The organism is Mesorhizobium shangrilense (assembly GCF_028826155.1).
Lineage (GTDB): Bacteria > Pseudomonadota > Alphaproteobacteria > Rhizobiales > Rhizobiaceae > Arvimicrobium > Arvimicrobium flavum.
Genome location: NZ_JAQGPN010000001.1, coordinates 1743195 through 1769108, shown reverse-complemented (window position 1 = coordinate 1769108; position 25914 = coordinate 1743195). Strand labels below are relative to the sequence as shown.

The 25914-nt window shown below is 65.7% G+C and carries 23 protein-coding genes and 1 tRNA gene; 17 read left to right on the top strand and 7 right to left on the bottom strand.

Translation table 11 applies throughout. The annotated features are described in order from the left end of the window. Positions 1-900, bottom strand: a complete 900-nt coding sequence (gene galU, locus PD284_RS08695) for a UTP--glucose-1-phosphate uridylyltransferase GalU (protein ID WP_274627808.1) — start codon at positions 898-900, stop codon at positions 1-3. Positions 901-1101: 201 nt separating this feature from the next. Between galU and PD284_RS08690 the strand changes: the two genes are divergently transcribed. Then, a complete protein-coding gene (locus PD284_RS08690) occupies positions 1102-2325 on the top strand; it encodes a lytic murein transglycosylase (RefSeq protein ID WP_274627807.1) in 1224 nt (407 codons plus the stop codon). A gap of 12 nt (positions 2326-2337) precedes the next feature. Beyond that, positions 2338-3660, top strand: a complete 1323-nt coding sequence (locus PD284_RS08685; RefSeq protein WP_274627806.1) for an SGNH/GDSL hydrolase family protein — start codon at positions 2338-2340, stop codon at positions 3658-3660. A 3-nt stretch (positions 3661-3663) separates the two neighbouring features. On the opposite strand, the gene PD284_RS08680 is transcribed toward PD284_RS08685, so the two are convergent. Together PD284_RS08680 and gltB are read right to left on the bottom strand one after the other, a co-directional pair. Continuing rightward, positions 3664-5118, bottom strand: coding sequence for a glutamate synthase subunit beta (locus tag PD284_RS08680; protein WP_274627805.1), 1455 nt, complete (start codon positions 5116-5118; stop codon positions 3664-3666). A gap of 125 nt (positions 5119-5243) precedes the next feature. Then, entirely contained in the window at positions 5244-9974 is a 4731-nt protein-coding gene (gltB, locus tag PD284_RS08675) for a glutamate synthase large subunit (RefSeq protein WP_411956259.1), read from the bottom strand. Positions 9975-10341: 367 nt separating this feature from the next. Between gltB and PD284_RS08670 the strand changes: the two genes are divergently transcribed. Continuing rightward, on the top strand, positions 10342-11394 hold the full coding sequence (locus PD284_RS08670) for a threonine aldolase family protein (RefSeq protein WP_274627804.1): 1053 nt from the start codon (positions 10342-10344) through the stop codon (positions 11392-11394). 60 nt (positions 11395-11454) lie between these two features. Here the strand turns inward: PD284_RS08670 and PD284_RS08665 are convergent, their stop codons facing one another. Next, positions 11455-11928 (bottom strand): Hsp20 family protein, encoded by a 474-nt coding sequence (locus tag PD284_RS08665; RefSeq protein ID WP_274627803.1) that lies wholly within the window; start codon positions 11926-11928, stop codon positions 11455-11457. A 495-nt stretch (positions 11929-12423) separates the two neighbouring features. Here PD284_RS08665 and PD284_RS08660 point away from each other — a divergent pair, with 495 nt between their 5' ends. Next, on the top strand, positions 12424-13410 hold the full coding sequence (locus PD284_RS08660; RefSeq protein ID WP_274630579.1) for an alpha/beta fold hydrolase: 987 nt from the start codon (positions 12424-12426) through the stop codon (positions 13408-13410). Between the two features lie 4 nt (positions 13411-13414). Here PD284_RS08660 and hisN read toward each other — a convergent pair whose 3' ends face one another. Both hisN and PD284_RS08650 read right to left on the bottom strand, forming a co-directional pair. Next, positions 13415-14188, bottom strand: coding sequence for a histidinol-phosphatase (gene hisN / locus PD284_RS08655; RefSeq protein WP_274627802.1), 774 nt, complete (start codon positions 14186-14188; stop codon positions 13415-13417). A gap of 219 nt (positions 14189-14407) precedes the next feature. Further along, positions 14408-15349, bottom strand: a complete 942-nt coding sequence (locus tag PD284_RS08650; RefSeq protein ID WP_411956187.1) for an N-formylglutamate amidohydrolase — start codon at positions 15347-15349, stop codon at positions 14408-14410. Positions 15350-15498: 149 nt separating this feature from the next. Between PD284_RS08650 and cpdR the strand changes: the two genes are divergently transcribed. The 3 genes from cpdR to PD284_RS08635 all read left to right on the top strand — a co-directional run bounded on the left by cpdR (position 15499) and on the right by PD284_RS08635 (position 17441). Continuing rightward, positions 15499-15861: a cell cycle two-component system response regulator CpdR gene (cpdR, locus tag PD284_RS08645; RefSeq protein WP_274627800.1), complete on the top strand. Its 363-nt coding sequence runs from the start codon at positions 15499-15501 to the stop codon at positions 15859-15861. 235 nt (positions 15862-16096) lie between these two features. Further along, positions 16097-16171 (top strand) — tRNA-Val (locus PD284_RS08640). Between the two features lie 562 nt (positions 16172-16733). Beyond that, positions 16734-17441, top strand: a complete 708-nt coding sequence (locus tag PD284_RS08635; RefSeq protein WP_274627799.1) for a Crp/Fnr family transcriptional regulator — start codon at positions 16734-16736, stop codon at positions 17439-17441. Between the two features lie 49 nt (positions 17442-17490). Here the strand turns inward: PD284_RS08635 and PD284_RS08630 are convergent, their stop codons facing one another. Beyond that, positions 17491-17739, bottom strand: coding sequence for a DUF1858 domain-containing protein (locus PD284_RS08630; RefSeq protein WP_338036641.1), 249 nt, complete (start codon positions 17737-17739; stop codon positions 17491-17493). A 204-nt stretch (positions 17740-17943) separates the two neighbouring features. Between PD284_RS08630 and PD284_RS08625 the strand changes: the two genes are divergently transcribed. From PD284_RS08625 to ccoS, 10 genes are all read left to right on the top strand, one after another. Then, positions 17944-18387: a group III truncated hemoglobin gene (locus tag PD284_RS08625; RefSeq protein WP_274627797.1), complete on the top strand. Its 444-nt coding sequence runs from the start codon at positions 17944-17946 to the stop codon at positions 18385-18387. A gap of 130 nt (positions 18388-18517) precedes the next feature. Further along, positions 18518-18997 (top strand): RrF2 family transcriptional regulator, encoded by a 480-nt coding sequence (locus tag PD284_RS08620; RefSeq protein ID WP_274627796.1) that lies wholly within the window; start codon positions 18518-18520, stop codon positions 18995-18997. Further along, positions 18998-20638, top strand: a complete 1641-nt coding sequence (gene ccoN, locus PD284_RS08615; RefSeq protein ID WP_274627795.1) for a cytochrome-c oxidase, cbb3-type subunit I — start codon at positions 18998-19000, stop codon at positions 20636-20638. It begins immediately after the preceding gene. A 3-nt stretch (positions 20639-20641) separates the two neighbouring features. Then, positions 20642-21394 (top strand): cytochrome-c oxidase, cbb3-type subunit II, encoded by a 753-nt coding sequence (gene ccoO, locus PD284_RS08610; protein ID WP_274627794.1) that lies wholly within the window; start codon positions 20642-20644, stop codon positions 21392-21394. Positions 21395-21404: 10 nt separating this feature from the next. Further along, entirely contained in the window at positions 21405-21578 is a 174-nt protein-coding gene (locus PD284_RS08605) for a cbb3-type cytochrome c oxidase subunit 3 (protein ID WP_274627793.1), read from the top strand. Then, on the top strand, positions 21566-22447 hold the full coding sequence (gene ccoP / locus PD284_RS08600; protein ID WP_274627792.1) for a cytochrome-c oxidase, cbb3-type subunit III: 882 nt from the start codon (positions 21566-21568) through the stop codon (positions 22445-22447). The genes PD284_RS08605 and ccoP overlap by 13 nt, the downstream gene beginning before the upstream one ends. Further along, complete coding sequence (locus PD284_RS08595; protein ID WP_274627791.1) at positions 22444-22632, top strand: hypothetical protein; 189 nt, start codon at positions 22444-22446, stop codon at positions 22630-22632. The genes ccoP and PD284_RS08595 overlap by 4 nt, the downstream gene beginning before the upstream one ends. 8 nt (positions 22633-22640) lie before the next feature. Further along, positions 22641-23462 (top strand): DUF2189 domain-containing protein, encoded by an 822-nt coding sequence (locus tag PD284_RS08590; protein WP_411956258.1) that lies wholly within the window; start codon positions 22641-22643, stop codon positions 23460-23462. A gap of 3 nt (positions 23463-23465) precedes the next feature. Beyond that, positions 23466-25721 (top strand): heavy metal translocating P-type ATPase, encoded by a 2256-nt coding sequence (locus PD284_RS08585; RefSeq protein WP_274627789.1) that lies wholly within the window; start codon positions 23466-23468, stop codon positions 25719-25721. Continuing rightward, the gene (gene ccoS / locus PD284_RS08580; RefSeq protein WP_274627788.1) at positions 25718-25912 is read left to right on the top strand and encodes a cbb3-type cytochrome oxidase assembly protein CcoS; all 195 of its coding nucleotides are present in this window, start codon (positions 25718-25720) and stop codon (positions 25910-25912) included. Before PD284_RS08585 ends, ccoS begins: the two co-directional genes overlap by 4 nt. The last annotated feature ends 2 nt before the right edge of the window (positions 25913-25914 follow it).

The following is a 25914-nucleotide window of genomic DNA, read 5'->3' as shown; positions in this document are numbered from 1 at the left end:
TCAGCGCGAGACGGCGCGGCGCTCCACCGGGCGGATGTCGCGCAGCAGGCCCTCGATGGTGTCGGCCATGCTCCGGTTGATGTCCGGACGCCACAGCGCGAAGGCGACGTTGGCCTCGATAAAACCTTCCGGAGAGCCGCAGTCGAAGGTGCGGCCGCGGTAGTGGTAGCCGTAGAAGGGTTGCTCCAGCTTCAGCATGGCGTCGGTCAGCTGGATCTCGTTGCCGGCGCCCTTCTCCTGGCGGCTGAGCACCTCGAAGATCTCCGGCTGCAGGATGTAGCGACCGTTGATGTAGAGGTTGGACGGCGCCGTTCCCGGCTTCGGTTTTTCCACCATGCCGGTGATGCGGAAGCCGTTGGCGACGCTCTCGCCGCGGCCGACGATGCCGTATTTGTGCGTCTCCGCCGGATCGCACTCCTGCACCGCGACGATGTTGTTGCCGGTCTCCTCGTAAAGCTCGACCATCTCCTTCAGGCAGCCCTTCTCCGACTGCATGATCATGTCGGGCAACAGCAGCGCGAACGGCTCGTCGCCGACCAGGTCGCGCGCGCACCACACCGCATGTCCGAGGCCGAGCGGCACTTGCTGGCGGGTGAAGCTGGTCTGTCCCGGCAGCGGCTGCAGCTGCTGCAGCCGCGCCAGCTGATCGTCCTTCCCGCGCTCGGCCAGCGTGTTGTAAAGTTCGAACTGAACGTCGAAATGATCCTCGATCACGGCCTTGTTACGACCCGTGACGAAGATGAAATGTTCGATGCCGGCGTCCCGCGCCTCGTCCACCACGTACTGGATCACCGGGCGGTCGACGACCGTCAGCATTTCCTTCGGAATCGCCTTCGTCGCCGGCAGGAACCGCGTGCCAAGCCCGGCAACCGGGAAAACCGCTTTGCGTAACTTTCTCATTCCGACTCTCTTGATGCTGCCCCCGGGGACTGGAATCGACACTCTCATGTCCAAATTGAGGAATATTGAACGACCGGCCTCCAGGGTCGTCCTACGGGGTCGAGCGAGTGCGTTCTCGTATCCCGAAGGTTCCATGGTAAACTAATTGCTAACCGCGTTCGAGTTCAATTGGGGTTTTCCGAAGCGATCTAGGAGGCATGGATGCTCGTTCGCGAAACTCTCAAGCGATTTGGCGGCGCCTGCGCAGTCGCCGGGATGTCGTTTGCTCTGGTCTTTTCCTCGGTCCCGGCTCGGGCCGATGCCGGCTTCCGCGGCTGGGTCGAAAGCTTCCGGTCGGTCGCGGCCGACAGCGGCGTGTCGCGCGCGACATACGACCGCGCCTTCCGGGGCATCAACTCCGTCGATCCTGAAGTGCTCGAGAAAGCGCGCTTTCAGCCGGAGTTCACGGCGCCCGTCTGGGACTATTTCGACAATCGCGTCCACGAGCAGTCGATCGAGGTCGGCCGCGCGATGCTCCGCAAGTGGAAGCCGTGGCTCGACAAAATCGAGAGGCGGTACGGGGTCGACCGCCACGTCCTGCTCGCCATCTGGTCGATGGAATCGAACTATGGCGAGATTCTCAAGAACGAGAAGGTGATGCGCAGTGTGGTCCGCTCCCTGGCAACGCTGGCCTATGCCGACAAGAAGCGTGCGAAGTTCGCCCGCACCCAGCTGATCGCCGCACTCAAGATCCTGCAGACCGGCGATATCGACGAGAGCCACCTGATGGGCTCGTGGGCCGGCGCCATGGGCCACACCCAGTTCATCCCGACGAGCTATCAGGCTTATGCGGTTGATATGGACGGCAACGGCAAGCGGGATATCTGGAACTCCATCCCGGATGCGCTGGCGACCGCGGCCAACCTCCTGCACAAGAACGGCTGGTCGTCAGGCCGCACCTGGGGGTACGAGGTAAGGCTGCCGGCCGGCAAGTTCCCGAGCGGCTCGATGTCGATTTCCAAATGGCAGTCGCTCGGCATCGAGCGGGCGCGGGGCAAGCCCTTCAGGAACGGCGGCGACAAGGCGACTTTGAAGGTGCCTGACGGGCGCAACGGTCCCGCCTTCCTCGTCACGCACAACTTCTCGGTGCTGAAGCGCTACAACAACGCCGACAAGTACGCGCTCGCCGTCGGCCTTCTTGCCGACGAACTCGCCGGCTATGGCGGCCTCGTTCAGGATTGGCAGCGGCCCTTCACCAAGCTGACCTTTGAGGAAAAGCAGGAATTGCAGAAACGCCTGTTCGAAAGCGGCTATTACGACGGCAAGTTCGACGGCAAGATCGGCGAGGGATCGCGCAACGCGATCAAGGCGTTCCAGACCCAGGCGGGGCTGGCGCCCGACGGGCACCCGAGCATGGAAGTGCTGAAATCGCTGCGTCGCAGGTAAGGATGGGGAGGCATGGCGGTAGGGTGTGAGCAGCGGTGCTCGAAAGCTGGACGCGCGCCGGCCCGACTGGCCGCGCTCGCGTTTGCAGCCGCCTTCGCGCTGGTCACCCTTTCCGCCGCATTCGTTTCCGAGGCCTTCGCGCAGGAGAGGCAGCAGCGGCGCTGGTTCCAGCCGCTGCGCCAGTTGCGCGAGCTGTTCGTCCCGCGACGCTATTACTATGCGCCCCAACGGCCGGTCAGGCAGCGCGAAGCAGAGCGGCCGCGGGTGCGCAAGACCAAATCGCAGCAACAGCAGCAGCCCAAGAAGCAGCGCACCGCCCCGCGTGAGCCTGAAGTGCTGGTCAAGGAGAAGGCCCCCGACGCCAAGATTGTCTTGGTGATCGGCGACTTCCTCGGCAGCGGCCTCGCCGAAGGGCTGAGTCAGGCGTATTCCGAAAACGAGAACGTGACCGTCATCGACAGGACCCGGGGATCTTCGGGCTTCGTACGCCAGGACGTCTACGACTGGCCGGCCGAGATCGCCGGGGTCGTTGCGGCGGAAAAGCCTGCTGTCGTCGTGGTCATGCTCGGCTCCAACGACCGCCAGCAGATGCGGATCGGCGAGGCCCGCGAGCCGCTCGGCTCCGAGGCGTGGACGAAGGAATATGACCGGCGCGCCACCGCGCTCGCCAGCAAGCTTTCCGAGGGCAAGACGCCGTTCGTCTGGCTGGGATTGCCGGCCTTCAAGTCGAGCAAGATGTCCGACGACATACTCGTCTTCAACGAGGTCTATCGGGCCGCCGTCACATCGGTGAAGGGGCAGTTCGTCGACATCTGGGACGGTTTCGTCGACGAGAGCGGCGCCTACGCCTCGACGGGCCCCGACATCAACGGCCAGCCCGTGCGGCTGCGTGCCAACGACGGCATCAACTTCACGCAGGCCGGCAAGCGCAAGCTCGCCTTCTACGCCGAGAAGCCGATCGCGAAGATCCTCGGCCTGTCGCCCACCGGCGCCCTGCCGGGAGGCCCTGCCCTGCCCGACGCGGCGATCGATCCACTCGCGCCCATGCCTGTCGACCGCACCGTGCCGATCTCGTTGGACGACCCCGAGCTTGACGGCGGCACCGAGTTGCTGGGCGCGCTGCCGGCCTCGGCCCGGTCGAAGGCAGCGGACGAGGCCGCGACGCTCAGCGGAATGTCGGACAAGCCCACGCCGGGGCGGGCCGATGCATTCTCATGGCCGCCGCAGGCGGTGTCGCCGCCTGCCCCAACCGCGGCCGCCGCGCAGCCTGTCGCGGAAGACCAGGAAACCGCCGCCAGCGGCCCGAGCGGGACGTCGGGGCCGGCGACACGTTGAACCCTATCGCGGCAGGACCGTCGAGCCCATCAGCGCCTTGTCGATGGCATGGGCGGCCTGCCGACCCTCGCGGATCGCCCAGACGACGAGCGACTGGCCGCGCCTGATGTCGCCGGCCGCGTAGAGACGATCGACGTTGGTCAGGTAGTCGCGGTCATTGGCCGCGACATTGATGGAGCGGCGGGTGTCGGTGATGGTCTTCAGGCCGTCCCCGAACTCCGCCAGCACGCCGCTCTTCAGCGGCCCGGCAAAGCCGATGGCGATGAAAGCGAGATCGGCGCGGATGACGAACTCGGTGCCCTCGATCGGCTTGCGCTTCTCGTCGACCTCGCAGCACTTCACGCCGGTGAGTTGGCCTTCCTCGCCGATGAACTCCAGAGTCGCCACCTGGAACTCGCGCTCGGCGCCTTCGGCCTGGCTGGAGGAGGTCCGCATCTTGGTCGCCCAGTAGGGCCAGACCGTCAGCTTGTCTTCCTTCTCGGGCGGCTGCGGGCGGATGTCGAGCTGGGTGACGCGCACAGCACCCTGCCTGAACGCAGTGCCCACGCAGTCGGAGGCCGTGTCGCCGCCGCCGACGACCACCACGTGCAGTCCGGTCGACACGATCGGCTCGGACGGCCAGGCGACGGACTGGATGTCCTCGTTGCCGACACGCTTGTTCTGCTGGACAAGATACGGCATCGCGTCATGCACGCCTTCGAGATCGGCGCCCGGGATGCCGGCCGGCCGCGGCGTCTCTGAGCCGCCGCAATAGAGCACCGCATCATGCTCGGCGAGCAGCTCCTCGACCTTTCGGTCGACACCGACATTGACGTTGCAGTGGAAGGTCACCCCCTCGCCCCGCATCTGCTCGACTCTAGCGTCGATGGTGTACTTCTCCATCTTGAAGTCAGGGATGCCGAAGCGCAGCAGGCCGCCGGGCTTCGACTCCCGCTCGTAGACATGGACGTCATGGCCCGCGCGCGCGAGCTGCTGCGCGGCCGCCAGGCCCGCCGGGCCCGACCCGATGATGCCGACCGACTTGCCGGTCTTCTTCTCCGGCGGCTGCGGCCGCATGTAGCCTGTCTCATAGGCCTTGTCGGCAATCGCCTGCTCGATGGTCTTGATCGCGACGGGGATGTCCTCGAGGTTCAGCGTGCAGGCCTCCTCACAGGGCGCCGGGCAGATGCGGCCCGTCCATTCCGGAAAATTGTTGGTCGAGTGGAGGTTGCGGATCGCGTTCGCCCAGTCGCCATTATAGACGAGGTCGTTCCAGTCCGGGATCTGGTTGTGGATCGGACAGCCCGTCGGCCCATGGCAGTAGGGCACGCCGCAGTCCATGCAGCGCGCGGCCTGCTTCTCCACCTCTTTGTCCGACATCGGCAGCGTGAACTCGCGGAAATGCCGGATGCGATCGGAGGCAGGCTGGTACTTGTGCACCTGCCGGTCGATCTCGAGAAAACCTGTTACCTTGCCCATTTGCATTCCTGATCTGGATGGAGGGCGTCTATCGCCCCTTTTGGACCCGACGAGGCAGCTTTTGGCGACCTTCTAGCCGGGCCCGTTGTTGATGATGGCGCCACCGTGACCGGCGGCACGTGTTCCTACTCGGCCGCGACGTTCATCCTGAGCCGCTCCATCTCCTGCAGGGCGCGCCGGTATTCGACCGGCATCACCTTGCGGAATTTCGGCCGGTATGCCGCCCAGTCGTCCAGGATCGCCTTGGCGCGCGTCGAGCCCGTGTGGTGCAGGTGGTTGGAGATGAGCTGCACCAGACGCTCCTCGTCGTGACGCGTCATGTCGCCAGAGACGTCGACGCGGCCCATATGGGCGATGTCACCGCCGTGATGGTGGAGCTTCTCGAGCATGTCGTCCTCTTCAGGAACGGGCTCTAGCTCGACCATGGCCATGTTGCAGCGCTCGGCGAAGTCGCCCTCCTCGTCCAGCACGTAGGCGACGCCGCCCGACATGCCGGCTGCGAAGTTGCGTCCCGTCTTGCCAATGACCACCACGACGCCGCCGGTCATGTACTCGCAGCCGTGGTCGCCCACGCCCTCGACGACCGCCACCGCGCCGGAGTTGCGGACGGCGAAACGCTCGCCGGCCACGCCGCGGAAATAGCACTCGCCCTCGATCGCGCCGTAGAGCACCGTGTTGCCGACGATGATGGAGTCTTCCGCAACGATGGCGCTGTCGTCTGCCGGACGGATGACGATGCGGCCGCCCGAAAGCCCCTTGCCGACATAGTCGTTGCCGTCGCCGATGAGGTCGAACGACACGCCGCGCGACAGGAAGGCGCCGAACGACTGGCCGGCGGTGCCGGTCAGCTTCACCGAGATGGTGTCGTCGCGCAGCCCCTTGTGCCTGAAGCGCCTCACCACTTCGCCGGACAGCATCGCGCCGGTCGAACGGTCGACGTTGCGGATCTGCGCCTCGATCTGCACAGCCTGCCGCGCCTCGAGCGCCGGCCTTGCCCGCTCGATCAGCGTGCGGTCCAGCACATCGTCGATCGGGTGCTTCTGGCGCTCGGTCCAGCGCGTCGCCTCCTTCGGGGCGTCCGGCTTGTGGAAGAGCCGCGAGAAGTCGAGCCCCTTCATCTTCCAGTGCTCGATCATCGGCCGCTTCTCCAGCAGATCGCTATCGCCGATGATCTGATCGAGGTGGGTGAAGCCCATGGCCGCGAGCAGTTCGCGCACTTCCGCCGCCACGTAGAAGAAGTAGTTGATGACGTGTTCGGGCGTCCCCTTGAAGCGCTTGCGTAGCACCGGGTCCTGCGTGGCGACCCCGACCGGGCAGGTGTTGAGGTGGCACTTGCGCATCATGATGCAGCCGGCCGCGATCAGCGGGGCGGTCGAGAAGCCGAACTCGTCGGCGCCGAGCAGCGCGCCGACGATGACGTCACGGCCGGTCTTCAGGCCGCCGTCCACCTGCAGGGCGACGCGGCTTCTGAGGCCGTTCAGCACCAGCGTCTGGTGCGTTTCGGCAAGGCCCATCTCCCAGGGCGAGCCGGCATGCTTGAGCGAGGTGAGCGGCGAAGCGCCCGTGCCACCGTCATAACCGGCGATGGTGATGTGGTCGGCCCGCGCCTTGGCGACGCCCGCCGCGACGGTTCCCACGCCTACTTCCGACACCAGCTTGACCGACACGTCGGCCATCGGGTTGACGTTCTTCAGGTCGTAGATGAGCTGCGCCAGGTCCTCGATCGAGTAGATGTCGTGGTGCGGCGGTGGCGAGATGAGGCCGACGCCCTGGGTCGAATGCCTCGTCTTGGCGATCGTCGCATCCACCTTGTGGCCGGGCAGTTGGCCGCCCTCGCCGGGCTTGGCGCCCTGCGCGACCTTGATCTGCATCATGTCGGAGTTGACGAGGTATTCCGTCGTCACGCCGAAACGGCCGGAGGCGACCTGCTTGATCGCCGAGCGGTCCGGGTTCGCGCCACCGCCCGGAAGCGGCAGATAGCGGTCCGGCTCCTCGCCGCCCTCGCCCGTATTCGACTTGCCGCCGATCCGGTTCATGGCGCGCGCCAGCGTGGTATGCGCCTCCCGGGAGATCGAGCCGAACGACATCGCGCCGGTCGAGAAGCGCTTGACGATATCGGCCGCAGCCTCGACGCTGTCGAGCGGGACCGGCTTGCGACCCGTGTCGCCCGCCTGCCTGATCTTGAACAGGCCGCGGATGGTCTGCGCCCGCGCGGTCTCGCTGTCGACCTGCTCGGAGAACTCCTTGAAGGTCTCCCACGATCCCTTGCGCACCGCGTGCTGCAGCGTCGCCACCGCGTCGGGCGTCCACGTATGGGCCTCGCCGCGCATGCGGAACATGTACTCGCCGCCCACTTCGAGACCGTTGCGCAGCACCGGATCGTCGCCGAACGCAGCCTCGTGGCGGGCGACCGTCTCGGCCGCGATCTCCTCCAGCCCGACGCCCTCGATCGTGGTCGCCGTGCCGGTGAAATACTTCGCGACGAAGTCCGAGCGCAGGCCGACGGCGTCGAAGATCTGCGCGCCGCAATAGGACTGGTAGGTGGAGATGCCCATCTTGGACATCACCTTGAGGATGCCCTTGCCGATCGACTTGATGTAGCGCGTCACCAGTTCGCCGGCGTCGACCTCCGGCGGAAACTCGCCGCGGCGATGCATGTCGGTGAGCGTGTCGAAGGCGAGGTAGGGGTTGATCGCCTCCGCGCCATAGCCGGCGAGGCAGCAGAAATGATGCACCTCGCGCGGCTCGCCCGACTCAACGACCAGACCGACCGACGTGCGCAGCCCCTTGCGCACCAGATGATGATGCACGGCGGCCGTCGCCAGCAGCGTCGGGATGTCGATGCGGTCCGGCCCGATCTGACGATCCGACAGGATGATGATGTTGTAGCCGCCGGCGACTGCCGCCTCAGCCCGCTCGCACAGGCGTTCGATCGCCGCCGGCATGCCCGCCGCGCCCTCGGTGGCCGAATAGGTGATGTCGATGGTCTTGGTGTCGAAGCTGTCCTCGGTGTGGCCGATCGAGCGGATCTTCTCGAGGTCGGCATTGGTGAGGATCGGCTGGCGCACCTCGAGCCGCTTGCGCCGCGACGTGCCGACGAGGTCCAGGATGTTCGGCCGCGGCCCGATGAAGGACACGAGGCTCATCACGAGTTCCTCGCGGATCGGGTCGATCGGCGGGTTGGTCACCTGGGCGAAGTTCTGCTTGAAGTAGTGGTAGAGCAGCTTCGGCTTGTCGGACATCGCCGCGATCGGCGTGTCGGTGCCCATGGAGCCGACCGCCTCCTGCCCCGTCGTCGCCATCGGCGACATCAGGAGCTTGGTGTCCTCCTGGCTGTAGCCGAAGGCCTGCTGGCGGTCGAGCAGGGAGACGTCCTTGCGCAACGCACGCGCCTCGACCGGCTTCAGCTCCTCGAGGACGAGTTGCGTGCGGCCGAGCCATTGCTTGTAGGGGTGCTTGCTGGCGATCTCGGACTTGATCTCGTCGTCGGAAATGATGCGGCCCTTGACCAGGTCGATGAGCAGCATCTTGCCCGGCTGCAGACGCCACTTCTTGAGGATGTGCTTCTCCTCGACCGGCAGCGCGCCGGCCTCCGACGCCAGGATCACCCGGTCGTCGTCGGTGACCATGTAGCGCGCGGGACGCAGGCCGTTGCGGTCGAGCGTCGCGCCGATCTGGCGGCCGTCGGTGAAAGCCACCGCCGCCGGGCCGTCCCACGGCTCCATCAGCGCGGCGTGATATTCGTAGAAGGCCTTGCGGTCGGGCGACATCGACTTGTAACCGGCCCAGGCTTCCGGGATCAGCATCATCATCGCATGCGCGAGGCTGTAGCCGCCCTGGAACAGGAACTCGAGCGCGTTGTCGAAGCAGGCGGTGTCCGACTGGCCCTCATAGGAGATCGGCCAAAGCTTCGAGATGTTGTTGCCGAACAGCTCGGAATCGACCGATGCCTGGCGCGCGGCCATCCAGTTGTTGTTGCCGCGCACGGTGTTGATCTCGCCGTTGTGCGCGACCATGCGGTAAGGGTGGGCGAGCTTCCACGACGGGAAGGTGTTGGTCGAGAAGCGTTGGTGAACGAGGATCAGCGCCGTCTCGAACAGCGGGTCCGACAGGTCCTTGTAGTAGGCGCCGACCTGGTAGGCCAGGAACATGCCCTTGTAGACGATGGTGCGCGCCGACAGCGAAACGCAGTAGGCGCCGATGTCGCGGTTGTTGTTCTCGGCGTAGATGCGGCCGGAGATCACCTTGCGCAGCAGGTAGAGCCGCGCCTCGTATTCCTCGTCATTGTCGATGTCCGGCGTGCGCCCGATGAACACCTGGCGATGGTGAGGCTCCGCGGCGGCGACTTCCGGCGCCTTCGACAGCGAGGCGTTGTCGACCGGAACATCGCGGAAGCCGAGCAACGGCAGGCCCTCGGACTGCGCGGACTCGCGGATGATGTCGTCGATATGGTCGCGCAGCGCCGCGTCCTGCGGCATGAACCAGTGGCCGACGCCATATTGGCCCGCCGGCGGCAGCTCGACGTCCTGCTTCGCCATCTCCCGGCGGAAGAAGCTGTCGGGGATCTGCACCAGCACGCCAGCGCCGTCGCCCATCAGCGGATCGGCGCCGACCGCGCCGCGATGCGTCAGGTTCTCGAGCATGAACAGCCCGTCCTTGACGATCTGGTGCGACTTGACGCCCTTCATCTGCGCGATGAAACCGACACCGCACGCGTCATGCTCGTTGCGCGGATCATAGAGGCCCTGGGACGGGGGCATACCGGCGGCGAAGATGTCGGTCGTTTTCACGGTGGCCGCTTTCGTGTGCGCGGCGGTCGTCAGTTCCGTCGTCACAGATGGGGCCTTCACCGGCATCTTCCTGTCCTCCATGAATGCCCTGCGGGCATCGTCAGATTATGGATAAGCGCAGCTGCGCGCTCACTACCGCGCGACACCCGGAAAGGCGAAAATCATACGCCAATTCCCGCGTCCCTGCGCGGATAAATAAGACAGCATTGCTGTCCTATATTTTCTATGGCAGAAACAAATGCAGCGCACAAGACCGAAAAGGCAACTTTTTAGCATTTTTGCGACCGATAATGTCGCTGAATGCACTCATCACGAAACTTTATGACTCACCGTGCAAAGAGCTCCGCGAGCAGGTTGGGCTCAGATTTTCGATGCACGCGGAGGTGTAGGCGGGTAAAAGCGGGGAGTCCGCTTCAAACATTTTGGATCTCCGATGATCTTTGCTTCTGACAATTGGGCCGGCGCGCACCCGGCCATCGCCGCCAGCCTTGCCGAACACGCCACGGGATACTCGGCCGGCTACGGCGCCGGGGAGCTCGACAAGGTCGTCGACGCGAAATTCAGCGAACTCTTCGAACGGGAGGTCGCCGTGCTGTTCGTCGGAACCGGCACGGCGGCCAACTCGCTGGCGCTGACGTCGGTCGCGAAACCGGGCGGCATCGTGTTCGCGCACGCGCACGCCCACGTCATCGACGACGAATGCGGCGCGCCAGAATATCTTTCGGGAGGACTGCGCATATCTCCGGTCGAGGGCGGCGTGGGCAAGATGACGCCGGCTGCGTTGCGCCACGCAATCGGCCGCTTCGCCGACGAATTCGTCCACGCGGGCCGGCCGAACGCGGTCTCTTTGACCCAGGCCACCGAAGCTGGAAGCGTCTACGCACTGGACGAGATCGCCGCCCTCTCCGCGATCGCGAAGGAGTTCGGCCTGCCCGTTCACATGGACGGGGCGCGCTTTGCCAATGCGCTCGTGTCGCTCGGCTGCACGCCGGCCGAGATGACCTGGAAGCGCGGCGTCGACCTTCTTTCCTTCGGCGGCACCAAGAACGGCTGCTGGTGCGCGGAGGCAATCGTGCTCTTCGATCCCTCAAAGGCGAAGGATCTCGCATTCGTGCGCAAGCGCGCGGCGCAGCTTTTCTCGAAGTCGCGCTTCATCGCCGCGCAGTTCGACGCCTACTTTCGCGACGGGCTGTGGTTGCAGACGGCGCGCCACGCGAACGCCATGGCCGTGCAGCTTGCCGGCGTCTTCCGCTCATCCAACGCTGCCCGCCTCGCCTGGGAGCCGCAGGCCAATGAGGTGTTCGCCATCCTGTCGAAGCCGGCGATCGCTGCGGCCAGGAGTGCGGGGGCAGTGTTCTACGAGTGGAACGTCCCGGAACACTTCGATGGCAGGATCGGTGAAGACGAGGAACTGTGCCGGTTCGTGACCAGCTTCGCGACGACGACCGAAGACGTCGCCCGCTTTGCGCAACTGATCCGCGCATAAGGAAAAGGCGGCGCCCTGCGGCGCCGCCTTCCTGGTCAAGTCCGGGGGAGGAGATCCGGCTTAGTTGACCGACTGGCCCTCGATCTGCTTCGCAGCGCTACCGGACGCGGCCGCGATCGCGATCTTGCGGGGCTTGTGCTCTTCCGGAATGGTCCGCTTCAGCTCGATGTGAAGCAGGCCGTTCTTGAGGTTGGCGCCTACCGCCTCGACATGGTCGGCGAGCTGGAAGCGTCGCTCGAACGAGCGGGAGGCGATCCCGCGATAGAGCAGTTCGGAGCCCTCGCCCTTGTTCTCTTCGCTGCGCTCGCCCTTGACGGTCAGCACATTGCGATGGGCCTCGATCGAAATCTCGTCTTCCGAGAAGCCGGCAACCGCCATCGAGATGCGATAGGCGTCTTCGCCCGTGCGCTCGATGTTGTAGGGCGGATACGTCGTCTGGCTGCCTTCAGGCTGGCCGAGGGAGTCCAGCATCGTGAACAGCCGGTCGAAACCGACGGTGGAGCGATAGAGAGGGGAAAAATCAACGTGACGCATGGGTCTGTTCTCCATTGAGCAACAAGTGTTTGCGTTGTGACCGCAGGGGAACCCGTTTGGCGTTCCATGGCGGTCAGCGGCCCCGCTTGGGCGGCCGCACTGGTGATTTGGGTTCGCGATTTCGGCTTTTCAAGACCCGTTTTTTCACGGTCCCGCCAAAGACCCGACGCCGCCGCTCAACATGAACGCCGGATGAACGCGCCCTTCCGGAAACGTTCAGGGGGCTGCCACTACCTTCCACCCGAACGTGGACAGCGGCGCAGCGGGAAGCGCCGCGCGGATGCCGGCCGGGCGCTAACGTCCCTTCCGCCCGGTACGACAGGGGGCCGGAAACCGCGCGAACTGCGGTTCCGGCCTTCGTTCGTCGGCAGCGCCATGCGCGCGACCGGCAGTCCGGCGCGATCGGCACACCTTGTCCCTTTGCTTTTTCCGAGCAAGCCTCTATCCCTCGACGGGGAGCGCTGCCTTGCCGCCAACAGAGCGTGACGGAAGATGATCGCCGACGTCCTCTTCGACCTGCCGGAAAACCCGATGCCTCGTGACGGCGACGCCGGCTATTTTGCCGCGAAGGATGGCAGGCGGCTGCGCTACGCCCGATTCCCTTCCTCGACAAAACCGTTCAAAGGCACGGTGGTTGTGCTGTCGGGCCGCAACGAGTGCATCGAGAAATATTTCGAGACCGTCGGCGACCTGACCAGCCGCGGCTTCGGCGTCGCCATGATGGACTGGCGCGGCCAAGGCGGCTCCGAGCGGCTCCTCGGCAATCCGGCGCGCGGTTATGTGCGCACGTTCTTCGACTATGCGCGCGATCTCGAGCAGTTCTTCCAGGAGTTCGTACTGCCGGACTGCCGTGGGCCCTATTACATGCTCGCCCACTCGACGGGCGGTCTCGTCGCCCTTCTCGCCGCGCCCTCGCTCACCCATCGCATCAGGCGTATGGTGCTGTCGGCGCCGCTTCTCGCCCTGCAAGGCTTGCCGATGTCCATGCGCACCATCCGACGCATCACGACGGCGATGCGGCTGACGGGCTTCGGACGCCTTTACGCCTCCGGCGGCCCTCGCCGCCCGGTGCCCTTTCCCGGCAACCCGCTGACCAGCGACGAGCGCCGGCTGGCGCGCAACAATGCGCTGATCGACGCCTTTCCGGACCTCGGGATGGGCGGGCCGACCGTCGCCTGGGTGAGCCGGCTGTGCGAGGCCGCCGACAGGGTGATCGAGCCGGACTACATGGCGCGGATCCAGATCCCGATCCTGTTCGTCGCCGCCGGCGCTGACACGGTCGTCTCCACTCCGACGATCGAAAAGTTTGCGCGCGGCCTGCGCTCGGGCGCAGTCGTCACCATCGACGGCGCGCGCCACGAGATCCTGCAGGAGGCCGACATCTATCGCGAGCAGTTGCTTGCCGCGTTTGACGCTTTTGTACCGGGTGGGGAGCCGGCCGACGCCCACGCCGAGGAACCGGGCAGCGTCGAACCGTCCTGACGGCTCAGCCCTTCAGCGCGGCCATCGCGGCGGCGTGAAGCTCGGGCGTCGCCGCGGCCAGGATGTCGCCGCCGTTCTCGGCCGGGCCGCCGTCGAAGGTGGTGACCACGCCGCCGGCCTGCTCGATGATCGGAATCAGCGCGACGATGTCGTAAGGCTGCAGTCCCGGATCGGTGACGATGTCGGCGTGGCCGGCCGCCAGCATGGCGAAGGCGTAGCAGTCGGTGCCGTAGCGCGGCAGGCGCACCATTCCCTCCAGCCGGTCGTAGGTCGCCCGGGCCGGGCCCTTGAAGAGCGCAGGGGTCGTGGTGAAGAGCGTTGCCTCAGCCAGCTTGGTCGTCTTGCGGGTCGAAAGCACGCGCGGGCCGCCTGGCCCCTCGTAGCGCGCCGCCTCGCCGTCGGCGTAGAACAGCTCGCCCGTGAAGGGCTGCGACATCATTCCGCTCACCGCCTCGCCGCCTACGGTCAAGCCGACAAGCGTCCCCCACACGGGCAGGCCGGAAATGAAGGCGCGCGTGCCGTCAATGGGGTCGATAACCCAGACATGATCGGAGCCGGGATTCTCGATGCCGTGCTCCTCACCCAGGATGCCGTGATGCGGGAACTCCGAAAGGATGACCTCCTTGATCGCCCGCTCAGCCTGGCGATCCGCCTCGGTGACCGGATCGAATCCGGATTCCAGCTTGTTGGCGACGGCTCCCGCCTGCCTGAATCGTGGAAGCGTCTCGGCCGCTGCCGCCGCGGCGATGCGGCGCATGAACTCCGCACTTGTTCTCATTTCAACTCTCGCTCTCGATTGCGCGGCTGGAATAGTCCGGGCTGACACATTGGTCCATCATTGTGGACGGCAAAAGTCCGATTTCGGCTTGACATTTGTGCGGTGCAACATAATCTCGCGCATGAACAGGTTCGCCTGTTCATGCCCTTCTTGGGCGTTTCCTCCCTAGACTCGACCGTGTCGGCAGCGATGCGGTCTTTTTTTTTGGTCGGCGCCGGGCTATTCGGCAGCGAGCCGCGGGGCCGCCAGCTCCTCCTCCGGCATTGCCAGCAGGTCCGCCGTGAAACGGAGCAGATCGTCGGCAAGCGCCGTGAAGCCCGCCGACTTCTGCAGCGTGCGCTCGTGCATGTAGAGCCCGCGGTTCACCTCGATCTGCAGCGCGTGCAATCCGCGGGCCGGTCGTCCGTAGTGCTCGGTAATGTAGCCGCCGGCATATGGCTTGTTGTGCGCGACGGTGTACCCCATGCCGGTCAGAAGGCTGATCGCGTGTTCGCTCAGCGCGGACGACGCGGAGGTGCCGAAGCGATCGCCAACGATGAAATCCGGCCGCAAATTGTTCTCGCCGATTCGGATGCTTGCGGGCATCGAGTGACAGTCGATCAGCACCGCCACGCCGAAGCGCGCATGCGTGTGCGTCACCAGCTTTCGCAGGCACTCGTGAAAAGGCCTGTAGACGCCCTCGATGCGCTCGATCGCCTCGGCGAGCCTGATCTTCGCGGCATAGATGTCGAGCCCCTCCCCCACCAGCTTGGGAATGGTTCCAAGCCCCCCGGCCACCCGAGGCGACCTCGTATTGGCGAAGGATGGCAGCGGTTCGGCGAACATCCGCGGATCGAGTTCCCAAGGCTCCCTGTTCACGTCGAGATAGGCGCGCGGGAAATGCGCCAGCAGCAGCGGCGCGCCAAGCGATGCGGCGCCGCTGAACAGTTCGTCCACGAAGCAGTCTTCGGAGCGGCGGATGGCGTGGCTGTCCAGGCGCGTCATCTGGAGGAAGCGTTGGGGATAGTGGCGTCCGCTGTGCGGCGAGCTGAAGACGAACGGCACGCGCTGTTCGGCGCTGGAGCGGATTTCGAAGGGAACCACGGCCGAGAAGTCCTCTGCGACCGTCATATCTCGCGCCTCGCGCCGGAAAGCCTCTGCTGCATGGCTCGAAGTTGCCACCCCGGCGCGGCCCTGTCCAGCCGGGCGCGGACCGCAATTGCGATGGTCCAGCCTGCCGCATTCACTTGATGTTTACCGTCCCGCCTTCATATACAGCATGGTTAACGCGACGGCCGAGACGGCGCGCGCAGTCGATTCGGACGGGATTTATGGCACGCATACTGCTGGCTGAAGATGATGAAGATATGCGCCGCTTTCTGGTCAAGGCGCTGCAGCGGGCGGGATATGACGTCACCGACTTCGACAATGGCGCGAGCGCCTACGAGCGGCTGCGCGAGGAGCCGTTCTCGCTGCTCCTGACCGACATCGTCATGCCCGAGATGGACGGCATCGAGCTGGCGCGGCGCGCCACCGAGATCGACCCGGACCTGAAGGTGATGTTCATCACCGGATTCGCGGCGGTGGCGCTGAACCCTGATTCGAAGGCCCCGCGCGACGCCAAGGTGCTGTCAAAACCGTTCCACCTGCGCGATCTCGTCAACGAGGTCGAGAAGATGCTGCAGGCAGCCTGACGCCTAACGGCTCCAGGGCGAAGGCATCCACAGACAAATCACGAAGCGCCGGACACGCGAATCGTCACTCAGGCGATCTGCGTCAGGTCTTTCGGGCTGCCCGTTCGGCCCGAAAAAAGGTCCGGCCGGCGGCCCGCGGCGCATGCGCCAAAAGGCTGCGGACCAAGTTCCGCAGCGGAACGAAATTACCGGATTGACGCGCCGCAGCACATGTGATGTATGCGCCGCATCGAATGGGCGTGTAGCTCAGCGGGAGAGCACTACGTTGACATCGTAGGGGTCACAGGTTCAATCCCTGTCACGCCCACCATTCGAACTCCCTGGTTCAGATTGATTTTCCGGGGCGGGACGCAGCGGCTGTGAGTGCCTGCCTCATTCTGGCTGCCCGGGATTTCGGCGAAGCGTTGATATCCGGTCGGGCACCAGGTAGCGCGTCGGCCGTCAACCAGAATGCGCCGGGCGCATCGCCGCCCTTGTCACAGCAATCCAGTCTTCGAGAAGCCGCCGGTCCTCCTTTGAGAAGGAAGACCGGCGGACGAGCTCGGAAAAGGTGTCGTCGGGATGGCAGCTTTCGTATCGCCGCGCCGTTTCCTCCCAGATCCCGGGATCCGGCGCCTGCGCGCCGCCGCCGCGCACCCGGGCCGACTGTCCATCCTTTTCGCTCACCATCCGCATTCTGGCCCGGACCCTTGACGTCCGGGCGTTTTTTTCCACTGGCGGCCTACTTGGCCGCGACGGTTGTGCTTTTCGCATTACGGCACCAACGGCCGATGTGTTCGTGATAGTCCCTTGGCTTCCGAAACAGTTTGCGCCGGCACAAACTGCGGGTAGAAAACCCGGCGACGCAGGCGCGGAGGGAGACGCGAAGCAAGATGGCTCTGGACCGGACCCTGATCTCGGCGCTGCCCGCCTTCGCGGGCCTCGACGGAGCTGCGCTCGACGCCATCCTGTTGCGGGCGCGGTCGTCCCGCTTTGCGAAGGATGCGGAGGTGTTCTCGCAGGGCGAGGAGGCAACCTCCTTCTTCCTTCTGCTGGCCGGCCACATCCGGGTCGTCCGCACCTCGCCGGACGGGCATCAGGTGATTGCGCGCTACATCAACGAGGGCGAGCTTTTCGGGATCGCCGTCGCCATGGGCAGGACCACCTATCCGGCGTCCGCGGTCGCGGCGGTAGACTGCGTGGTGCTCGCCTGGCCCAATTCGGCCTGGCCCGAGCTGCAGTCCCACGCGCCGGCATTCGGCGCCAGCGCCTACCAGGCGATCGGCGCCCGCCTGCAGGAAACCCAGGCACAGGTCATGGAGATGTCGACGCAGCAGGTCGAGCAGCGTATCGCCCATGCGCTTTTGCGCCTCGTCAGCCAATCCGGGCGCAAGACGCCGGACGGCATTGAGATCGATTTCCCGATCACCCGCCAGGACATCGCCGAAATGACGGGCACGACGCTCCACACGGTGAGCAGGCTGCTCAGCTCATGGGAAGACCGAGGAATCGTGCGGGGTGGACGGCAGAAGGTGACCGTCACCGACCCTCACGCGCTCATGCTCGTCGCGGAGAACCGGCGCAAGGGAGCCTCTTCGTAGCGCCTGTGACGTCGACGGCCGTTCGCTGAACGACGGAGGGCGTCGCTCGCTACTCCGCCCCATGCCCCTGCTCCTGGAGGACTGATTCGCCGAACGCCGATGGTGCGTTTGCGACAGGATCGCTTCTCATCGCCGCCAGGAGTTCCTCGGAGAAGGATTCAAGGTCCACCCGGTGCGCCTCGCACGCGTCTGCCACCGTGTGGAAGATCCCGATCGGACAACCGATGCACAGCATCCGGTTGCGGATCATGACCTTTATGGTCGCCGGCCACCGCCGCATGATTTCGTCGACCGTCATGTCCGGATCGATGCTTGATGGTCGGCTCACGTCGGGCATCTCCAAATGACGCCATCTAAACCACCTGCCGCACCCGGAACTTTGCGCCGGCGCAAACAACTGGCGGAAGAACGGGATGTCGCGAGACCTCCGCGACAACGGCGCGCTTGCGGTGGCAAGACCCATCGCCTAAAGTGGCATACAACATACCACTTAGGTGACCGCATGTTTCCTGCCGTGCCAGACGCCGCCCGCACCGAGGCGGAAATGCCGCTCGCCCACCCATTGGTGGACCGAGCCTTCATCGGAGCGCTTGTCCGCCACTTCTATACGCGCGTCAGGTCCGATCCTCGCCTCGGTCCGATCTTCGCCTCGGAGATCCAGGGGGACTGGGAGCCGCATCTTGAGAAGATGACCGATTTCTGGTGCTCGGTGATCCTCAAGAACGGCGCCTATAGCGGCCGACCCGTTCCCGCCCATCTCAAGCTCAAGCAGGTGAAGGAAGAAGACTTCGACCTCTGGCTCAGCCACTTCAGGACGGTCGCCGCCGAGCGCTGCCCGCCGGAAGTCGCCGCGGTTTTCGTTGACCGCGCCGAACGGATCGCCCGCAGCCTGAAGCTCGCGATGTTCTTCCGGCTGGAGCGGCCCGCAACCGGAACGGCAGGGTAACAGGGCCGCCGACCCGGTCCGCTCCCACAGCAGCCACCGCGGTCGTTATGACGGTTTGGGGGGAATGCTGGCGGGCGACGTCATCGCCCAGGTTCGATGCTCAACGTCTCCGGAAACAGGACGCAGCTGCATGCGCCTCACGCTCCAGACCGACTACGCGCTCAGGATGCTGATGTACCTGGCGATCCATCGCGACCGGCCCTGCCGGGTCACCGATGTCGCCGCCGACTACGGGATCTCGCACAACCACCTGCTGAAGGTCGCCCTGAAGCTGGGAAAGCTGGGTTACGTGACCACGGCACGAGGGCGTGCGGGGGGCATCGCGCTGGCCCGGCGGCCGGAAGACGTTAACCTGGGTGAGGTCGTGCGGCACATGGAAGACGACTTCTCCCTGACAGAGTGCATGCGCTCTGGCGGACACTGCGCGATCACGCCGGCCTGCCGACTCAAGGGCGTCGTCGCTCGCGCGCTCGAGGCCTTTCTTGCCGTGTTCGACGACTTCACGCTCGCCGATTTGACATGGAACAAGACAGAGTTGCTCGGGTTACTTGATCTGGATCGCATATCCGGCAAAGGTGACGTTGCGGAACCTGCGCCAGGAGGGGAATGAATGCTCGGGAACCTCACCTCTGCGGAACGGCAGGGCGCCCTTACCATCGCGACGGCGGTCGCGTTTGTCGGCGCAGCTATGGCCGTCATCGGGCGTTCCGACGTCCTCGGGGTGCACGGCGTTATCGTCATGCTCTTCGGCGGCATCGTCGCCTTTCTGGTGATGTCCTCCTTCTACGGACCCGAACCCGCGGAGGACCGCGCCGCGTCCTACTACGACGATCCCATCAAGGCGGGCATCGTCCTCTCGATGGTCTGGGCGGTGTTCGGCATGTTCATGGGGGTGTGGGTCGCCGCGCAGCTTGCCTGGCCGGACCTCGCGTTCGACGCCGCTTGGTCGTCGTTCGGACGGCTTCGTCCGACCCATACCAGCGGCGTGATCTTCGGCTTCGGCGGCAACGCGCTGATCGCGACCTCCTTCCATGTCGTCCAGCGCACCTCGCGGGCGCGCCTGGCGGGCCAGATCAGCCCGTGGTTTGTGCTGCTCGGCTTCAATCTCTTCTGTGTGCTGGCTGTCTCCGGCTACCTCATGGGCGTCACCCAGTCGAAGGAGTACGCCGAAGCCGAGTGGTACGCGGACCTCTGGCTGGTGATCGTCTGGGTGACCTACTTCATCCTCTACATCGCCACCATCGCCCGGCGTAAGGAACCCCACATCTACGTGGCCAACTGGTACTTCATGGCCTTCATCCTGGTCGTGGCGATCCTGCACATCGTGAACAACCTCGCCCTTCCCGTCTCGTGGGGTCTCGCCAAGAGCTACACGATCTGGCCGGGAGTTCAGGACGCGATGGTGCAATGGTGGTACGGCCACAACGCCGTCGCCTTCTTCTTGACTGCCGGCTTTCTCGGCATGCTCTACTACTACCTGCCGGTGCGGGCGCAGCGGCCGATCTTCTCCTACCGGCTGTCGATCCTGAGTTTTTGGGGGATCACCTTCTTCTACATGTGGGCGGGTTCGCATCACCTGCACTACACGGCCCTGCCTCACTGGGTGCAAACGCTGGGCATGACCTTTTCGGTGATGCTGCTGGTTCCGTCCTGGGCGTCGGCCGGCAACGCGCTGCTCACGCTCAATGGCGCCTGGCACCGCGTGCGGGACGACGCGACGCTGCGCTTCATGATGGCGGCGGCCGTCTTTTACGGCCTTTCAACCTTCGAGGGATCGTTCATGGCGATCCGGCCCGTCAACGCGCTCAGCCACTACACCGACTGGACCGTCGGCCACGTTCACGCCGGCGCTCTCGGATGGGTGGCACTGATAACCTTTGGATCGCTCTACACGCTGGTGCCCAGCCTCTGGAAACGCGAGCGCATGTATTCCGCGACGCTGGTGGAGGTCCACTTCTGGCTCGCGATCGCGGGAACGCTGATCTACGTCTTCGCGATGTGGAACTCCGGCATCATCCAGGGCCTGATGTGGCGGACCTACACCGAGGAAGGCGCGCTGGCCTACTCGTTCGTCGACTCCCTGGTCGCGATGTATCCCTACTACATCGCCCGCGCCTTCGGCGGCCTGCTCTTCCTGATCGGGGCGCTGGTCGGCTGCTACAACATGTGGATGACGGTGCGGGCGGTGCCGCTCGCTGCAGCCCGCGGGGCGGACACACCCGTCCTTCCCGCAGCCGTGCCTGGAGAATGACGGATGTCTGAACTGCTGCACCGCAAGCTCGAGCGCTCGGCCATCGGCTTCGTCATCGCGATCATCGCCGCGGCGAGCGTCGGCGGCATCGTCGAGATCGCGCCGCTCTTCACCATCGACGAGACCGTCGAGGAAGCGCCCGACATGCGGCTGTACACGCCGCTGGAGCTGGCGGGCCGCAACATCTACATCCGCGAAGGCTGCTACGCCTGCCACAGCCAGATGATCCGGACCCTGCGCGACGAGGTCGAACGCTATGGCCCCTACTCGCTGGCCGTGGAGTCGAAGTATGACCGACCCATGCTGTGGGGCTCCAAGCGGACCGGCCCTGACCTCGCGCGCGTCGGCGGCAAGTACTCCGACTTCTGGCACGTGGCGCACCTGACCAACCCCCGCGACGTCGTACCGGAATCCAACATGCCCGCCTATCGGTGGCTGGCCCGCACTCCGTTGCGAACCGACGACCTTCCGCTGCATCTCGAAGCCCAGCGCGCGCTCGGCGTCTCCTATACCGAAGAGATGGTGGAGAACGCGGCGCGCGACGCATATGGCCAGGCCACGCCGGACACCGGCTTCGCAGCCGGCGTGACCGAACGCTACGGCGAGGCGACGCAGGTCAGCGCCTTCGACGGCGTCACGACGCAGCTCACCGAAATGGACGCGTTGGTGGCCTACCTCCAGGTGCTTGGACGGCTGACCGACGCGGCCTTCCGCAACACCGCCGCGACCGAACAGCCCGCGAACGGGGCGGACTGAGGAGCAGGAGATGGACTTCAGCCACGATACGCTCGTCGCATTTTCGAAGAGCTGGGGCCTGTTCTACATGATGGCCTTCTTCATCGGCGTCTGCGTCTACGCGTTCTGGCCCCGGAACCGCAAGCGCTTCGACCGCGCCAAGCATAGCATTCTCGATCGGGACGACAGGCCATGGACGAAGTAGAGCGCGATTCCATCACCGGCCGCGAAACGACCGGACACGAGTGGAACGGCATCAAGGAACTCGACACGCCGATCCCGCGCGGCGTGCTCATGTTCCTGATCGTGACGCACCTCTGGGCGATCGCCTGGTGGTTTCTGGTGCCATCCTGGCCTCTCGGCCATACCTACACAAAGGGTCTCCTCGGCGTCGACCAGCACAGAACCGTCGAGGCTCGGGTCGTGGAGGGTCAGCAGGAACGCGCCGCGTGGATGGCGCGACTGGAGAGCGAACCCTACGACACGATCCTCGCCGACGAGGCCTTGATGAAGACGGTGCGCGATGTCGGACGGCAGCTGTTCGGCGACAATTGCGCCGCCTGCCACGGTCGCGACGGGAGGGGCGGCGCGAACTACCCCGACCTGACCGACGACGACTGGCTGTGGGGCGGCGGCCCGGAAATGATCGAGCAGACGCTGCGCGTCGGCATCAACACCGCGCACCCGGAAACCAGGGTCGGCCAGATGCCGGCCTTCGGTCGCGACGAGATGCTCGACCGCGAGCAGGTCCGCAACGTCGCGGCCTACGTCTATTCGCTCACCCACCCCGATTATTCGACTCCGGAAAACATCGACCGCATCGACGCCGGTCGTGAGGTATTCGTGACGACCTGTGCAGCCTGTCATGGCGAGAACGCGCAGGGCAATCCGGAGCTAGGCGCTCCGAACCTGACCGACGCCCATTGGGTCTACGGCGGCACCATGGACACCATCATCGCCTCCGTGCACGGGGGCCGCCAGGGTCACATGCCAACCTGGGACGAGCGGCTGACGCCGGCCGAGATCCGCACGCTGGCGCTCTACGTGCATGACCTGGGGACGCGGCAGCCATGAACATGCGCGCCCGTTTGCCCGGGGGACGGCTGGCCTGGATACTGGTCCCGGTGGGGCTGGTTGTGTTCGCCGGAGCGAATGCGCACCTCGTCTATATCGCGTTCAAGTCGCAGCCGGAGTGCGTGGACCATTTGAAGGTCGCGGACAAAGGCGGCGGATTCCGCGCCGCCAAGTCAGCGTGCTGAAGGAGAGGATGATGGGCGAGGCCGACAAGTCCTACTGGCTTCTGAGCGAGACCTCCGGGATCGGGGAGACCCGCGATCCGAGGCTTCAGCGCAGCCTGCCCGTGCTGGAAGGCCAGCACTGGCTGGCGGCCGGATGGCGCGATTTCTGGACGCGGCCTGCTTCCAGCCTGGCTTACGGCATCGGCGTGTTCGTCCTGTCGGTTGCGTTCGTGTGGACGCTGGTGGGCTTTGGCCGCGACTACATCCTGTTCCCCGCCTTGGCGGGTTTCCTCATCGTGGCGCCATTCCTGGCGATCGGCCTCTGCGAGAAGAGCCGGGCGATCGGCGAAGGCAGGGATTTCACGCTCGGCTCGATGTTGCGCGCGCAGCCTAGGGCAGGCGCCCAGGTGTTCTTCACGGGCTTGCTGCTCAGCCTCCTCATGCTTCTGTGGATGCGCGCCGCGGTGCTCCTCTGGGCGCTGTTCTTCGGGGTGACCGAATTTCCCGGCCTCGATCACGTCGTCGGCATCCTGCTGGGCACGCCCTACGGCTGGGCGATGCTCGTGGTCGGGACGGCGACAGGCGGCCTGTTCGCTTCCTTCGCCTTCGCGATCAGCGTCTTTTCCGTCCCCATGCTCCTCGACCAGCGTGTCGATGCGCTGACCGCGATGGCCACCAGCATGAGGCTGGTGTGGAACAACCCGCAGCCGATGATCGCCTGGGGCGCCATGGTGCTCGTGCTCTTCGGCCTCTGCGTGGCGACAGGGCTGCTCGGCATGATCGTCATCTTTCCGCTGCTGGGGCACGCCACCTGGCATGCCTACAAGGCCCTGGCGCGACCGGAGGCCTGACCGGTGAGCTGCTGCGCGCCCGGAACCGAAGCGGCCCTCGATCTCGGGCCGGGGCGCGAAGTGGCTGCCCGCGAGATCGTGCTGGCAAGCCGGGACCTCGGGAACGGCGTTCTGCAGACGGACCTGTCCGTTCCGCACGCCCATTGCGCAGGATGCATCCGATCGATCGAAGGGGCGCTTGGCGCGCTCGACGGCGTCGTCGCGGCGCGGGTCAACCTGACGGCAAGGAGGGTCGCCGTCAAATGGCGACTTGACGCCGAAATGCCCCCGTTTTTCGATGCGTTGCGCCGCGCGGGACATGAAGCAAGCCTCGCGGAGTCCGGCGACGAGCGTGGCAATCCGGAGATGGCCCGGCTGCTGCGCGCCACCGCCGTGGCTGGCTTCGCCGCCATGAACATCATGCTTCTATCGGTTTCGGTCTGGTCGGGGGCGGATACTGAGACGAGGCATGCTTTCCACCTGATCTCGGCGGCGCTGGCGCTGCCTGCACTGGCCTATTCCGGGCGCATCTTCTTCCTGTCCGCATGGAGCGCCCTTCGCGCGGGACGCACCAACATGGACGTGCCGATCAGCGTCGGCGTGCTGCTGGCGTTCCTGCTCAGCGCGTATGACACGGCCACCGGCGGGCCGCATGCCTATTTCGACGCCGTGACCTCCCTGCTGTTCTTCCTGCTGGCCGGCCGGGCCGCAGACCAGGCGATGCGCGGCCGCGCGCGCGAGGCCGTCCGCTCTCTCGCACGGATGATGCCGCGCGGAGCAACCGTGCTGGCGCCGGACGGAGGACGCGAGTACCGGGAAGCCGTCGCGATCGCGGCGGGCGATAGCGTTGTCGTGCTCGCCGGGGAGCGCATGCCCGTTGACGGAACGGTGCTCTCCGGGAACGCCTTGCTGGACCTTTCGGTCGTGACCGGCGAATCCGCTCCGGAGCAGGTTGGACCGGGCTCGCAGGTGCTCTCGGGCTCCCTCAACCTCAATGGCCCGCTGACCGTTCGGGTCGACCGGCCGCAGAAGGACTCGTTCCTGGCCGACATGATGAGGCTGATGGAAGCCGCCGAGGGAGGCCGCGCCCGCTACCGCCGCATCGCCGACCGGGCAGCCGGGCTGTATTCTCCCGTCGTGCATCTCGTGGCGCTGGCGACCTTTGCCGGCTGGATGTGGGCAACGGGCGACTTCCACCGATCGCTGACGGTCACCATCACCGTCCTCATCATCACCTGCCCCTGCGCGCTTGGCCTCGCCGTTCCCATGGTTCAGGCAGTGGCTGCGCGTCGACTGTTCTCGCGCGGCGTGACCCTCAAGGACGGGGCCGCGCTGGAAAGGCTCGCGGAGATCGACCACGCCGCCCTAGACAAGACGGGAACCCTCACTTCGGGAATCACCGCGGTCGCGTCCCACACCGTGCCGGACCACGACATCGACGACGCCGCCGCGCTCGCGCGGCTGTCACGACATCCCGCGTCGCGGGCGGTGGCTGCCTTGCGCCCGCCGGCTTCGCTGGCCGTGGACGATGTGCGCGAGCTGCCCGGAGACGGCATCGAAGGCAGGATCGACGGAAAGACCTACAGGCTTGGACGGAAGCGCTGGGTCGACCAGCGCGCGGCCGGGGACACGTTCGCATCCGAAGCGTGGCTCTCTGTCGACGGCCGCATTCTGGGCGCGTTCCGGATCTCCGACAGCCTCCGGCCCGGTGCGGCGGCTGCCGTTCGGCAGCTGCGTGAAATCGGGCTCGGGATCGAAATCCTCTCAGGCGACGCCGACGCTGCAGTCCGCGAGGCGGCTGCTTCGGTCGGCGTGCACTCGGCCGCTGGAGGCATGCTCCCCGGCGACAAGGTTGCGAGATTGGAGGCCCTCGCCGCGCAGGGCCGAAAGGTGCTGATGGTGGGGGACGGCCTGAACGACGCGCCTGCGCTGGAGGCAGCCTACGTTTCCATGGCCCCTTCGTCAGCCGCGGACGTGGGTCGGAACGCGGCGGATCTGGTGTTCCTCGGTTCCAGTCTCGAGAGCGTTCCGGAGGCGGTCCTCGTCGCGCAAAAGGCGCGTCGGCTCGTCACTCAGAACATTGCCCTCTCGATCGGCTACAATTCGCTCGCATTTCCCCTGGCGCTGACCGGGCACGTCACGCCCCTGCTTGCCGCTGTCGCCATGTCGACCTCGTCCATACTCGTCGTCGCCAACGCGCTGCGGCTGGCGCTCCCTGGCGACCGGACCCCGAATGGGGGCGGCAGATGGGCGTCAGGCAGCCTTGTGGAGGCCGCATGAGCCTTCTCTCCTGGCTGGTGCCGGTTGCGCTGGGTATGGGTCTGGTCGGCCTGATCGCCTTCCTGTGGTCCATGAAAAGTGGACAGCTGGAGGATCTGGACGGCGCGGCCGAGAGAGTGCTCCTGCACGAAGAGGACGATGCTCCCCTGCAGGACGGGAACCGCCGCCAGCCAGGCGGCATTGACAGTTGACG

What these genes read in the sequence shown, in the direction of transcription:
- galU (WP_274627808.1), bottom strand. Translation starts at nt 900, where the DNA reads ATGAGAAAGTTACGCAAAGCGGTTTTCCCGGTTGCCGGGCTTGGCACG.
- PD284_RS08690 (WP_274627807.1), top strand. Translation starts at nt 1,102, where the DNA reads ATGCTCGTTCGCGAAACTCTCAAGCGATTTGGCGGCGCCTGCGCAGTC.
- PD284_RS08685 (WP_274627806.1), top strand. Translation starts at nt 2,338, where the DNA reads ATGGCGGTAGGGTGTGAGCAGCGGTGCTCGAAAGCTGGACGCGCGCCG.
- PD284_RS08680 (WP_274627805.1), bottom strand. Translation starts at nt 5,118, where the DNA reads ATGGGCAAGGTAACAGGTTTTCTCGAGATCGACCGGCAGGTGCACAAG.
- gltB (WP_411956259.1), bottom strand. Translation starts at nt 9,974, where the DNA reads ATGCCGGTGAAGGCCCCATCTGTGACGACGGAACTGACGACCGCCGCG.
- PD284_RS08670 (WP_274627804.1), top strand. Translation starts at nt 10,342, where the DNA reads ATGATCTTTGCTTCTGACAATTGGGCCGGCGCGCACCCGGCCATCGCC.
- PD284_RS08665 (WP_274627803.1), bottom strand. Translation starts at nt 11,928, where the DNA reads ATGCGTCACGTTGATTTTTCCCCTCTCTATCGCTCCACCGTCGGTTTC.
- hisN (WP_274627802.1), bottom strand. Translation starts at nt 14,188, where the DNA reads ATGAGAACAAGTGCGGAGTTCATGCGCCGCATCGCCGCGGCGGCAGCG.
- cpdR (WP_274627800.1), top strand. Translation starts at nt 15,499, where the DNA reads ATGGCACGCATACTGCTGGCTGAAGATGATGAAGATATGCGCCGCTTT.
- PD284_RS08635 (WP_274627799.1), top strand. Translation starts at nt 16,734, where the DNA reads ATGGCTCTGGACCGGACCCTGATCTCGGCGCTGCCCGCCTTCGCGGGC.
- PD284_RS08630 (WP_338036641.1), bottom strand. Translation starts at nt 17,739, where the DNA reads ATGACGGTCGACGAAATCATGCGGCGGTGGCCGGCGACCATAAAGGTC.
- PD284_RS08625 (WP_274627797.1), top strand. Translation starts at nt 17,944, where the DNA reads ATGTTTCCTGCCGTGCCAGACGCCGCCCGCACCGAGGCGGAAATGCCG.
- PD284_RS08620 (WP_274627796.1), top strand. Translation starts at nt 18,518, where the DNA reads ATGCGCCTCACGCTCCAGACCGACTACGCGCTCAGGATGCTGATGTAC.
- ccoN (WP_274627795.1), top strand. Translation starts at nt 18,998, where the DNA reads ATGCTCGGGAACCTCACCTCTGCGGAACGGCAGGGCGCCCTTACCATC.
- ccoO (WP_274627794.1), top strand. Translation starts at nt 20,642, where the DNA reads ATGTCTGAACTGCTGCACCGCAAGCTCGAGCGCTCGGCCATCGGCTTC.
- PD284_RS08605 (WP_274627793.1), top strand. Translation starts at nt 21,405, where the DNA reads ATGGACTTCAGCCACGATACGCTCGTCGCATTTTCGAAGAGCTGGGGC.
- ccoP (WP_274627792.1), top strand. Translation starts at nt 21,566, where the DNA reads ATGGACGAAGTAGAGCGCGATTCCATCACCGGCCGCGAAACGACCGGA.
- PD284_RS08595 (WP_274627791.1), top strand. Translation starts at nt 22,444, where the DNA reads ATGAACATGCGCGCCCGTTTGCCCGGGGGACGGCTGGCCTGGATACTG.
- PD284_RS08590 (WP_411956258.1), top strand. Translation starts at nt 22,641, where the DNA reads ATGATGGGCGAGGCCGACAAGTCCTACTGGCTTCTGAGCGAGACCTCC.
- ccoS (WP_274627788.1), top strand. Translation starts at nt 25,718, where the DNA reads ATGAGCCTTCTCTCCTGGCTGGTGCCGGTTGCGCTGGGTATGGGTCTG.